Genomic DNA, 13027 nt, shown 5'->3' on the forward strand with positions numbered 1-13027 from the left:
TTTCATAAAAACCAATAATAAAACACGATTATTTGCTTAATATACGTAAAAAGAGTACAAAAACCTACATTAAAGAGTTTTGGAAATTATTTTTAAAAAACCAAAAAAATAAAGTAACTTAAAATATAGATTTCCAAATTAATCTACTCCAAACCAATTAATATGAAAATTAAAATATTTTTAAATGCCGCTTATAAAACTGCCATAAGGATCTTTAAATTGAGTTCCTTCTGTAAACCGGAATTTACTAAGTTGTTTATATTCTACCAAAGCCCAAAGCACAAATTCTTTTACAAAATAACTATCCTGTTGGGATAAGTTGGGTTGATATTGCCCCAATAAATCATCTAATGGAGAAATAGCATCTAACAAGTTTTTATACTCTTTATCTCTTAAATCATCCAACAGTTCAAAACCTTCTTTCTGATTAAAAAACCAAGAAACTATTGTATCATACACGCCTTCATCTTCTTGCTTTTTCAATTTTTCAATTTTAGGAAAAAATTCTGGAAACAGTCTTTTAACTGCTTCACCTATTAAATTATATGCTACCGCTGCGGCACCTTCCTGTTCTCCTTCATAAACTAACTCCACCTTTCCTGTAATGGAAGGGATAATCCCTACAAAATCACTTAAACGCACCGTAGTTTCAGCATCACCTGATAATAATGTGCGCCGTTCTGCCGTACTCAATAAATTTTCTAAAGCTGTAATACTTAGTCGTGCACTTACACCGCTTTTTGCATCAATAAATTCACTTTCGCGCGCTTCAAAAACAATTTGCTCTAATAAATCTCTTGCCAAATCTGGAACTTCAACGGTTTGTTTTTGATTTTCAACCAATTTAGCTTCCTGTTCTGTTATTAATCTTGCGGTTTCAATATCAACTGGATAATGAGTTAAAATCTGAGAACCAATTCTATCTTTTAAAGGCGTTACAATACTTCCTCTATTGGTATAATCTTCAGGGTTTGCTGTAAATAAAAACTGAATATCTAAAGGTAATCGTAATTTAAAACCTCTAATTTGAATATCGCCTTCTTGCAAAATATTAAATAAAGCTACTTGAATTCTAGCTTGTAAATCGGGCAACTCATTAATTACAAAAATACATCGATTGGCTCTTGGAATCATACCATAATGAATCACTCTATCATCTGCATAGCTCAATTTTAAATTGGCTGCTTTAATAGGATCTACGTCTCCAATAATATCAGCAACAGTAACATCTGGTGTTGCTAATTTTTCAGCAAAACGCTCACTTCGATGCAACCAAGATATTGGTGTATTATCGCCTTCATTGTTAATTAATTCTTGAGCGTATCTTGAAATAGGATTTAAGGGGTCGTCATTTATTTCGGAACCTTGAACATAAGGGATATATTCATCTAACAAATTTAACATTAGCCTCGCTAAACGTGTTTTTGCTTGTCCGCGTAACCCTAACAAATTAACATTGTGACGCGATAATATAGCACGTTCTAACTCAGGAATTACGGTGTTTTCATAACCATGAACGCCTTCAAAAGTAGTTTCTTTATTTTTTAATTTCTCGATTAAATTATCTCGTAATTCATCTTTTATAGATTTTGATTGATATCCAGATTTTTGTAATTCGCCTAATGTTTTTATGTATTTCATATTTGACTCTTGCAAACCCTCACAAAAGAGAGTATTATTGTGGTTATAAAATTTATTAATTTTTCGTATCTACCCCCCTACTTTAAGACATCCCAAATAAGAATTCTACCCTTTAATTCTTTTTTTTCTGTTAGTTTCATAATCTTCAAAAATCATTTCACCTAAACCTTTAAGACCTGTATAAAAGGCTTTCCCTTGATTAGCAAAAGTAAACTCTCTAACAAATTGCATTAAGTAAGGGTCTTGAGCAATCATAAAAGTGGTTATAGGAATATGCAATTTTCTTGCTTGTTGTGCCATCATATAGCATTTATTTACTATATGTTTATCCAAGCCGTTACTATTTTTATAATATTCGCCATCGGGTAAACGCAAACAGCTTGGTTTTCCATCAGTAATCATAAAAATTTGTTTATTAGTATTCCGTTTTCTACGCAGTAAATCCATTGCCAACTGTAAGCCTGACACTGTATTAGTGTGATAAGGGCCTACTTTTAAATATGGTAAGTCTTTAATCTCAATTTGCCAGGCATCGTTTCCAAAAACTAATATATCTAAAGTATCTTTTGGGTAACGAGTTGTAATGAGTTCTGCTAATGCCATGGCTACTTTTTTAGCAGGTGTAATTCTATCTTCACCATATAGAATCATGCTATGGCTGATATCTATCATTAAAACGGTACTCATTTGCGATTTATGAAGTGTTTCCTCAACCACCAAATCATCTTCAGATAGAGTAAAATTTCCAATACCATGACTTATTTGAGCATTCTTCAAGCTCTCCGTCATAGACACTTTATCTAGAGCATCACCAAATTGGTAGTTTCTAAAATCGCCTGTGTGTTCATCACCAACGCCAGGGCTTTTACTTTTATGATTTCCTTGTCCGCTTCGTTTTATCTTTCCAAAAATATGATCTAACGCTTGTTGACGAATGGCTCGCTCTGTTTTAGCAGTAATAGCTAAAGAACCATTCCCTTCTGGATCCTTTTCTTCTCGTAAATACCCTTTCTTTTTTAGGTCTTCAATAAAATCATCGATAGTATACTCTGCTGTGGTCAATTTATATTCTACATCTAACTGTCTTAACCAATCAATAGCCTCATCAAAATCACCAGAAGTATGTGTAATAAGTTCTTTAAAAATTTCAAAAAGTTTTTCAAAAGAAGATTGAAAAGGTGCTTCATATTTTTTAAAAACAAATCCTTTTCTTGAAGTAAAATCATGTATCATAGCTGTATAAAAATACTATATTTTTATACATAAACCATAGGGGAACTATTGGATTTATCTATCATGCAACATGATTTTTTTAATAAAGAATTTATTCTACTCGTTTTAACCCTTCTAAATCCTTTATTTTTATCTGTTTACCTATTGTAGCTATTAAGCCTTCTTTTTTAAATTGTGAAAGTACTCTAATGGCAGATTCAGTAGCAGTGCCTACTATATTAGCCAAATCTTCTCTAGATAGTAAAACACTTAGAGTACCATCCGGATTTTCACCAAAACTATCGTGAATATATATTAGGGTTTCTGCTAATCTTTGTCTAACAGACTTTTGTGCCATATTTACAATAATATCATCTGCTTCTCTTAAATCATTTGCCATACTTTTAAGTACATCAAACGTAAACTCAGGATTTTTGTGTAAGTATTTTAATATTTCATTTTTTGGAATAAAACAAACTTCCATATCGTTTAAAGCAGTTGCTTGCAAATTTGATCGCTCTTCCGTAACCACTGAACGTTGCCCCAATAAATCTCCCTTTACAACCATCTTAACAATTTGATCTTTACCATTTGAACTGAGTTTGGTAAGCTTACAAATACCATCTCTAACACAATAAACACCACCCAATATTTCACCCTCTTCAAAAATAACCGCTCCCTTTTTAATAACTTTTGATATTTTACAATTAGAAATACGTACCAATTCTTCTTTACTCAATGTTTTAAGAGAGTTAAATTGTTTAATGATACATTGCTCGCACTTACTCATAATGAATATTTATAATTTTAAAATATTTAAAATACTACAACTAACTATATAATTTGATATTAATTTAGTGTAGTATTAAAAAAGGAACTTTGGTATAATAGCTTATCTTTGGCATTGTTGGATGGAATAAAATTTTTTGAAAATAGTTAAGATTTTTAGCCAACATAGTTATTAAATTAATCTTATTCATTTCAACAAAATTCTCAACACCCTCTTCAATATTTTTATTGGCTAAAAAATGAAAACTATGCTCATGTTCACTAAGATAGTCAACTAAGAACTCTTTATTAGCTTTTTGGTCACTATTCAATTCACCTCCTTTTTTATCGATATATAATACTCTTGTTGCAGAATTATTTCTTTTTATTATATCAGAAAAAGGTTTTAGTGTTTCGGTTAGGTAGAAAAAATGAAAATCAGTTGGAAAAGCAATTTCACTTAGCTTGGTATATTTAGCGTTTTCAGGAATTACCAACGTATTACACATAACTTTTGTTATGACGTTTCCTGTATTTGTTCCAATATTATTTTTTTTATACCCAGATGCCCCTTTAGTTCCCATGGCTATAAAATCAATCTTCTTATCAACAACTTGTCTTCTAATTGAATCTATCATATACCCTTGATCCGTTATTGTAAAAAACCGCTGGTTACCATTTAGTGGTAAAGATTTATTTATACGCTGCAATGTTTCTTGCAATCGTTTTTTTGGTGACTTTACCAATACATCCAGTCCTAAATCTCCTTCTATATCATTAGTAGCTTCAGGTTTTACTGAAGTGTTAGGGGTATTTATATGCAATAAATAAAAGTTACATGGCGAATTACTAAAAAAATCGCATGCGTATTCAATTGCATTCCATGCATTTTGCGAAAAGTCGGTGGGAATTAATACGTTCATCATGCTTTGCTTGTTGGGTACAAAGGTAAAAGCATGAGAATTACTGAAATATGACCAAAATCATACTTAGCCGTTAATCAATGAATACTTTTTAGTTGATTTAAATCTAATATTTTAATATTTCGCCCTTCAATTTCAATAATACCCATGTCTTTAAAACCAGATAATGCTCTGATTAAACTTTCAATGGCTATGCCTGCTACACTTGCTAAATCGTTTCTAGAAATACGAATAGCTTCTTCTGGTTTTTTGTTGAGTTTTTCGGCAAACATTAAAATGGTGGTTGCTGCTCGTTTTTTTACTGAGCTATACGCCATTTGCAATAATTGATCTTTTACACCTGTAAGATCTTCTGATAAAAGCTGAATAAGTTCTAAAGTAATATTATGATTGCTGGTGAGTATATTTTTAAGTTCACTTTTAGATAAGCTAATTAATGTAGTTTCTTGAATAGCTGTTGCCGTTTCTTGATACGTAGTATTTTGTGTAAATGAGGTATATCCAAATAAATCATCTTCTTTATATACAGCCGTAGTCAGGCTTTTTCCTTGCTCGTCTAATTTATGGCACTTTACTAACCCTTTTGATATCAAGTATATATTATTCGAGTTTTTGCCTTCTTCGTAAACTAAATCACCTTGAGAATAGCTTATTTCTTCTCCATTATCTTCAAAGAAATTTTTAAGATCATTAAGTGTTCTTATTTCATCATTATCAGTTGATACGGGCTTCTCCGCTTCTACAATTGTATTTTTATCTTTTAAAATAGATGCCTTAGCAAGTCTACTTTCTATTGCACTTATCAATTCATCTTCTTCAAAAGGTTTTGTAATATAGTCATCTGCACCTAAATCCATACCTTTCCTAACATCTTTACGCTCCGTTTTTGCAGACAAAAATATAAAAGGAATATGCTTTGTATTACTATTCTCAGCAAGAGCTTCCAAAACGCCATAACCATCTAATAAAGGCATCATAATATCACAAACTACAATATCTGGCAAGTTGTTTTTTGCCATTTCAATACCCACTTTTCCGTTAGGAGCGGTTATAACATCATAATGAGACAATTCTAATAATTCTGCTGTATTTTCTCTTAGAATAACATCATCTTCAATTAATAGTACTTTATTCATTATTAACTTTATTTTTTAATGTAATTGTAAATGTACTTCCTTTATTTTCCTCGCTTACAAAATCTATAGTTCCTCCCAAATTTTCCAAATGACTTTTTACAATATTCAATCCAATCCCGGTTCCTTGAGTAAGTAAAGCGTTTTCTGCTCTAAAATAACGGTTAAATATTCTTTTTTGATCTTTAACAGGAATACCTATTCCGTTATCTGAAATTTTAAAAACAGTATGCTCCTCATCTTGTGTTATCAAAATATCTATTAAGGAATTTTCAGAAGAATATTTAATAGCATTATGAACCAAATTGGATAACGCTAACTCAACTGTTTTTTCATCTTGGTATAATGATATACCATCAATGTTTTCTGGATAATTAATCTTCTGACCTTGCTTTAAAAGCATATTAGAATTATACACCACTTCATTAACTACTTTACTCAACTTAAAGGTGCTTAAATTATAATTAATTTTTCCTGTTTCTAATTTCTCAATTGACAAAAAGTCATTTAATATATTATTTAAGTAGTGTACCTTATCTGAAATTGTTTTTATATGCCTATCCCGTTTCTCTTGTTGCTCAGTTAATTTATACTTTCCCAACAACATAGCCGAAGTTAAAATTCCACTTAAAGGTGTTTTAAATTCATGAGATACAAGCGACAAAAATTTTGTTTTTAACTCATTCAGTTCTTTTTCTTTTTTTAGTGCGTTACTAATTTTATTTTGAGCTTCAATTCGTTTTTTTATTTCTGCATCGCGTTCTACATTTACAGTTTTTAGTTCTTTTACTGTATTACTTAGCTCATTGGTACGGGCTTCTACTTTTTTTTCTAACTGAGAATTTAACTCATGTAACTCTAGTTCTTGTTTTTTTCGTATTGAAATATCAATAACTAATGCCATTACAAAAGAACCTTCATCAATATTTAATGGATTTAAACCAGCCTCAACAGGAAATGTACTACCATCTTTTCTAGCTCCATACAAATCACGACCTTGCCCCATTTGCCTGCTTGATTTGTCTTTCATAAAACCTGAAACATGCTCCCCATGATTAGCTTTATACTCTTGAGGAATTAATATTTCTAAAGGCTGATTTAGCAATTCATCTTTATTGTAACCAAACATTTTTTCTGCTGAAAGATTTGTAGAAACAATTTTTTGTTGTGCATTAACTACTATAACACCTTCTGAAACAGCTTCAAAAAGCACATTAAATATTTCTTTATCACTTCCTATCATTATATTTGCTTACATATTTTTAGCATTAAGACTTACATCTGAGCTAAGTTTATTCAAAAATAAATGTTTTGTAAAAATATATAAAACATGACAAATATCATATTTAAAGCCTATATCATTTCTAACTTTTGCACAAGGTATAAAAGAGCAAATAAAAATGAGCAATAACACATGTTTTCATTGTGGTTTAGATGCTTCATCGTCTCGTATTGTGTATGATGAAAAATCATTTTGTTGTAACGGTTGTAAAACCGTTTACGAAATATTTTCTGCAAATAATTTAACTTGCTATTACGATTTACAAGAAGCTCCAGGCGCTACCCCAAAAGAAGTTGAAGGCAAATACAATTTTTTGGATAATGCCAAAATAGTAGAGCAATTATTGGAGTTTAATGATGATAAAACGCAAATTGTTACATTATATATTCCACACATCCACTGCAGTTCTTGTATTTGGATTCTTGAAAACTTAAACAAATTACATCCATCAGTAAGTGCATCTATTGTTAATTTTGGAAAAAAAACTGTACGTATTACTTACAACAGTGAAAATTTATCTTTAAAAGAACTCGTTAAATTATTAAGCCGTATAGGCTACGAACCTTTTATAAGTTTAGATGATTATAGTGTTGGCAAAAAACACACAGACAGGTCGCTTATATATAAATTAGGTATTGCGGGATTTGCTTTTGGAAACATCATGTTTTTGTCGTTTCCAGAATATTTTCAATCTAACGAATTCTGGCTTGAACAGTATAAATACTTGTTTAGATGGCTCATGTTTGTTTTTTCCCTTCCTGTTATTTTTTATTCGGCTCAAGATTATTTTATTTCAGCCTTTAAAGGATTGCGTTCTAAAATTTTAAACATTGATGTACCAATTGCTTTAGGTGCCGCTGTTTTATTTTTAAGAAGTACAGTTGAAATTGTTTTTGATATTGGCTCTGGTTTTTTTGATAGCTTGTCTGGTCTGATTTTCTTTTTATTACTTGGAAAATTTTTTCAACAGAAAACATACAATTTCTTATCGTTTGAACGGGATTATAAATCTTATTTCCCTATTGGGATTACTAAAATCACATCTAATTCATTGGAAGAATCCATTCAGGTTTATGATATTAAAAAAGGGGATAGACTTTTAATTAGAAACGAAGAACTCATTCCTGTTGATTGCATTTTAATAAAAGGAAATGCTCGAATAGATTATAGTTTTGTTACAGGAGAATCAGAGGCTATTTCAAAAAAATCTGGGGATAAATTATTTGCTGGAGGCAAACAGTTGGAGGGCAGTATTGAGGTGGATGTAATAAAAACAGTAGAACAAAGTTACCTAACCCAACTGTGGAGCAACGATGTATTCAATAAAAACAAAGAAGATAGTTTTACAACGCTAACGAATAAAATTAGTAAAAAGTTTACCGTTACCATACTCTGCATTGCCTTTATAGCCACTGCATATTGGCTTTTTATGGATGCCACAAAAGCACTAAATGTTTTTACAGCGGTACTTATTATTGCTTGCCCTTGTGCCATTGCTTTAGCGGCTCCGTTTACCCTTGGTAATCTATTAAGGATATTTGGCAAACTAAAATTTTATGCAAAAAATGCTTCAGTTATTGAACAATTAGCAGCTATTGATACCATCATTTTTGATAAAACTGGAACAATAACCTCCAACACAGAAACAACTATAAAATATGAAGGCTCTCAGTTCTCTCATGAAGAAGAAGCTTTTCTAAAAAGTACGCTTAGAAACTCCAATCATCCATTGAGTCGTTCATTATACTCACTTTTAAATGAACATCAAATTGTAACTTTAGATAGATATGAAGAACATATTGGCAAAGGAATCCAAGCACAACGTTCGCTAGATTCTATCAAAATTGGTTCAGCAACTTATGTTGGTCATGATGCAGAATCAGCTACTTTAAACACAAGTATTCATGTAAGCACCAACAATAAGTACAAAGGCAAATTCACCTTTTATAATAAGTATAGAAAAGGACTATCTAAACTCTTTAATAAGCTAAAAAAAGAGTATGATTTAGTAATTTTATCAGGTGATAATGCAGGTGAAAAGGAAAATTTAACTAAATTGTTACCTGCCAAAACCAAACTATTTTTCAATCAAAAGCCAGAAGATAAATTGGAATATATTAAACATCACCAAAACTCGGGTGCCAAAGTTTTAATGATTGGCGATGGATTGAATGATGCTGGAGCTCTTGCTCAAAGCAATATAGGTATTGCTATTTCAGAAAACGTTAATGTGTTTTCTCCTGCATGTGATGCTATTTTAGATGCCTCCAAATTCAATAAGTTATACCATTTTATAAAAGCGTCTAAATCAGCTATAAAAATTATTAAGTGGAGTTTTGCTTTATCTTTTGTATATAATTGCATTGGGCTTTATTTTGCAGTCACAGGGCAGTTAGCCCCCGTAGTTGCTGCTATTTTAATGCCTTTAAGTTCTATCAGCATAGTGGTATTTACCACTATTACGACAAATATTTTAGGAAAGAGATTAGAATGATTACAAATAAGAAAACATGACATTTGTCATGTTTTGAAAACAACCATAAAATTACTTTTGAACCGTAACTTCAAATAGGTATGAGCGTTATATATATTTTACTTGCTATAAGTATTATTGTAGCAGTTGGCTTTTTTATAGCCTTTATTATTGCTGTTAAAAGTGGACAGTATGATGATAGCTATACACCATCTGTACGCATGCTTTTTGAAGATGAACTTATCAAAGAAAAAACTAACAAAACGATACTAACCAAAAAAGAACAATAATTACATTATGGAAATGCAACAATTTCATTACGATAACAAAATCGTTAAAAACTTTCTTTACGCCACTATGTTTTGGGGTATTGTAGGTATGTTAGTAGGTTTACTACTGGCTTTTATGTTTTTATTCCCTAACTTAACTGATGGTATTTCCTGGTTAAGCTTTGGCAGATTAAGACCTTTACACACCAATGCTGTTATTTTTGCTTTTGTGGGTAATGCTATTTTTGCTGGAGTTTATTACTCTTCACAACGGTTATTAAAAGCCAGAATGGCAAGCGATATTTTAAGTAAAATAAACTTTTGGGGTTGGCAACTTATTATTGTTGCGGCTGCCATTACGCTTCCTTTAGGCTACACAAGCTCAAAAGAGTATGCGGAATTAGAATGGCCTATTGATATTGCCATTGCTGCAGTTTGGGTCGTATTTGGATGGAATTTAATAGCTACCATATTAAAACGTCGTCAACGTCATTTATATGTAGCACTCTGGTTTTATATTGCCACATTTGTAACCGTTGCTGTACTTCATATTTTTAATAGTTTAGAATTACCCGTTAGCGCTTTAAAAAGCTACTCTGTTTACGCAGGTGTACAAGATGCTCTGGTACAATGGTGGTATGGTCATAATGCTGTTGCATTTTTCCTCACCACACCGTTCTTAGGTTTAATGTACTATTTTGTCCCTAAAGCAGCTAATAGACCTGTATATTCATACCGACTATCAATTGTTCACTTCTGGTCTTTAATATTTATTTATATCTGGGCAGGTCCTCACCATTTATTATATACAGCCTTACCTGAATGGGCTCAAAACTTAGGAGTTGCCTTCTCAATCATGTTATTAATGCCTTCTTGGGGAGGTATGATAAACGGATTATTAACACTTCGAGGCGCGTGGGATAAGGTACGAACAGACCCTGTTTTAAAGTTTATGGTGGTAGCAATCACCGGCTACGGTATGGCAACTTTTGAAGGCCCAATGCTTTCACTTAAAAGTGTTAATGCAGTTGCACATTTTACTGATTGGATTATAGCGCATGTGCATGTAGGCGCCTTAGCTTGGAACGGTTTTTTAACCTTTGGAATGATTTATTACTTGGTACCTAAATTATTCAAAACAAAATTATTCTCTATTGGATTAGCAAACCTTCATTTTTGGATAGGCACACTAGGTATCATCATGTATGCGTTACCGTTGTATGTTGCTGGATTCACACAGTATTCTATGTGGCAACAATTTAACCCTGATGGCACTTTGGTTTATGGTAATTTCTTAGAAACCGTTACTGAAATTATGCCAATGTATTGGATGCGTGCCATAGGCGGAACCCTATACCTTACAGGAATGTTTGTTTTGATTTATAACATTATAATGACTGTAAAACAAGGTAGCCCTGTAGAAGATGAACTTGCCGAAGCTGCTGCTTTAGAACGTGTATCAAAACACCGTACTGCCGGAGAAGGCTGGCATACTTGGTTAGAGCGCAAACCTATTCAATTAACGATTGGAGCTACAATTGCCATTTTAATTGGTGGTATAATTCAAATTGTACCAACTATAATGATTGAATCTAATATTCCAACCATAGCAAGTGTTAAACCTTATACGCCCTTAGAATTAGAGGGACGCGATATTTACATACGCGAAGGCTGTGTTGGCTGTCACTCGCAAATGATTCGACCGTTTAGACACGAAGTAGAACGTTATGGCGAATACTCCAAAGCAGGCGAATATGTTTACGATCATCCATTTCTTTGGGGAAGCAAACGTACAGGTCCAGATTTACATAGGTTAGGTAAAAAATATTCTGATAATTGGCATTTTAATCATATGTACGATCCGCAAAGTACCTCATCAGGTTCTATCATGCCACGTTACCCATGGTTAATTACTGGTAAAAGTAGCGAATTAGACAAATCCATGACTGAGAAAAAAATGGAAGTTATGATAAAATTAGGCGTACCGTATACTGAAGAAGATATTGCAAATGCACAAGCCAACATGTTAGCTCAAGGTGCTCAAATAGAGCAAAATCTATACACGGATCCTGATTTTGCAAACACATACGAAGCAGATAAAAAATATGCTGCTGAAAATGGTGAAGATTTCATTGAAATGAAAAACAGAGAAATTGTAGCTCTTATTGCTTATTTACAACGCTTAGGGACTGATATTTCAGTAAAATCTGAACAACAATAACCCAAAAAAAAGAAACGATGTTAAAATATATAAAAGGTCATATGGAAACCATTGCTGGAATAGAAATCTATCCTATCATTTCTCTGCTCATCTTTTTTATCTTTTTTGCTATCCTATTTTTATGGGTATTTACCGCTAAAAAAGATTACATAAAAACAGTTAGCAACCTTCCTTTAGACAACCAAAACGACGATATATCATGCGAAATTTAATCCCATCTTGGGTAAGAGTACCCGTAGTATTTTTAATTATTTTAGGTGCTGTTGAATTCTTTATCGATTCTGGAAGCAAACCTGCTTTTATAGAATATCCTGCTGTATTATTATTTCTTTTGCTAGTACTTTTAATACTAATAGCTATTGAAGCTATTATTGCCGCACTGGAAAATGTCATGTTACACAAATTAGAAGGTGAAGCAAAAGCACGCTTTTTAGCCGAAAAAGAAAACTCCTTTCAGTTCACTTGGTTAAAAAAAACCTACAATAAACTTTTAGGCCAAAAACCTATTGAAAAGGAAAGTGAAATTATTTTAGATCATAATTATGATGGTATTAAAGAGTTAGATAACGACTTACCACCATGGTGGATTTATGCTTTTTATATCTCCATTATTTTTGCAGCTATTTATTTAGCAAGATACCATATTTTTGATGGCGACAACCAAATTGATGAGTTTGAAATAGAATTGGCAGAAGCAAAAACTGCCGTAGAAGCCTACAAAAAAACAGCTAAAAATTTAGTTGATATTAACACCGTAACACTATTGTCTGATGCGTCAGATTTAAGTGCTGGAAAAGCTGTTTTTGAAAGTATGTGTATAGCTTGTCACATGGCAGATGGCGGTGGCGGTATTGGTCCAAATTTAACCGATAAGCATTGGATTTTAGGTGGTGATATTAAAAGTGTATTTAAAACGGTTTCTGAAGGTGGTCGTTCTGGGAAAGGTATGATTGCATGGAAATCACAATTAAAACCTATAGAAATAGCACAAGTTTCTAGCTACGTTTTAAGCTTACAAGGTACTACACCTGCAAACCCCAAGGCTCCTGAAGGTGATATTTGGGAAAGTGAGACTACCGAAACACCCACAGAATAATTACTAAAA

Annotated in this window: 11 protein-coding genes; 5 read left to right on the forward strand and 6 right to left on the reverse strand. The window is 32.2% G+C overall.

Annotation, left to right across the window (positions count from 1 at the left end; all coding sequences use genetic code 11):
* Positions 1 to 180: 180 nt before the first annotated feature.
* From APS56_RS07835 to APS56_RS07860, 6 genes are all read right to left on the reverse strand, one after another.
* Positions 181 to 1641, reverse strand: a complete 1461-nt coding sequence (locus APS56_RS07835; RefSeq protein ID WP_054726929.1) for a hypothetical protein — start codon at positions 1639 to 1641, stop codon at positions 181 to 183.
* A 105-nt stretch (positions 1642 to 1746) separates the two neighbouring features.
* A complete protein-coding gene (locus APS56_RS07840; protein WP_054726931.1) occupies positions 1747 to 2874 on the reverse strand; it encodes a vWA domain-containing protein in 1128 nt (375 codons plus the stop codon).
* Positions 2875 to 2965: 91 nt separating this feature from the next.
* Complete coding sequence (locus tag APS56_RS07845; protein ID WP_054726934.1) at positions 2966 to 3643, reverse strand: Crp/Fnr family transcriptional regulator; 678 nt, start codon at positions 3641 to 3643, stop codon at positions 2966 to 2968.
* Positions 3644 to 3707: 64 nt separating this feature from the next.
* Positions 3708 to 4547, reverse strand: coding sequence for a universal stress protein (locus APS56_RS07850; protein ID WP_054726936.1), 840 nt, complete (start codon positions 4545 to 4547; stop codon positions 3708 to 3710).
* 74 nt (positions 4548 to 4621) lie between these two features.
* Positions 4622 to 5680 carry a response regulator gene (locus tag APS56_RS07855; RefSeq protein WP_054726939.1) on the reverse strand — a complete coding sequence of 353 codons (1059 nt, stop codon included), beginning with the start codon at positions 5678 to 5680 and terminating at the stop codon, positions 4622 to 4624.
* On the reverse strand, positions 5673 to 6920 hold the full coding sequence (locus APS56_RS07860; RefSeq protein ID WP_054726942.1) for a PAS domain-containing sensor histidine kinase: 1248 nt from the start codon (positions 6918 to 6920) through the stop codon (positions 5673 to 5675). Before APS56_RS07860 ends, APS56_RS07855 begins: the two co-directional genes overlap by 8 nt.
* A 157-nt stretch (positions 6921 to 7077) precedes the next feature.
* On the opposite strand from APS56_RS07860, the gene APS56_RS07865 reads away from it, so the two are divergent.
* The 5 genes from APS56_RS07865 (at position 7078) to APS56_RS07885 (ending at position 13018) form a co-directional block, all read left to right on the forward strand.
* Positions 7078 to 9453, forward strand: a complete 2376-nt coding sequence (locus APS56_RS07865; protein WP_054726944.1) for a heavy metal translocating P-type ATPase — start codon at positions 7078 to 7080, stop codon at positions 9451 to 9453.
* Positions 9454 to 9533: 80 nt separating this feature from the next.
* Positions 9534 to 9722, forward strand: coding sequence for a cbb3-type cytochrome oxidase assembly protein CcoS (ccoS, locus tag APS56_RS07870; RefSeq protein ID WP_054726946.1), 189 nt, complete (start codon positions 9534 to 9536; stop codon positions 9720 to 9722).
* Between the two features lie 7 nt (positions 9723 to 9729).
* Positions 9730 to 11922, forward strand: coding sequence for a cytochrome-c oxidase, cbb3-type subunit I (ccoN, locus tag APS56_RS07875; protein ID WP_054726951.1), 2193 nt, complete (start codon positions 9730 to 9732; stop codon positions 11920 to 11922).
* Between the two features lie 17 nt (positions 11923 to 11939).
* A complete protein-coding gene (locus tag APS56_RS17160; RefSeq protein ID WP_054726953.1) occupies positions 11940 to 12134 on the forward strand; it encodes a cytochrome c oxidase subunit IV in 195 nt (64 codons plus the stop codon).
* Positions 12122 to 13018, forward strand: a complete 897-nt coding sequence (locus tag APS56_RS07885; protein WP_054726955.1) for a cbb3-type cytochrome c oxidase N-terminal domain-containing protein — start codon at positions 12122 to 12124, stop codon at positions 13016 to 13018. The genes APS56_RS17160 and APS56_RS07885 overlap by 13 nt, the downstream gene beginning before the upstream one ends.
* The last annotated feature ends 9 nt before the right edge of the window (positions 13019 to 13027 follow it).

Source organism: Pseudalgibacter alginicilyticus (assembly GCF_001310225.1).
GTDB classification, from domain to species: Bacteria; Bacteroidota; Bacteroidia; order Flavobacteriales; family Flavobacteriaceae; genus Pseudalgibacter; species Pseudalgibacter alginicilyticus.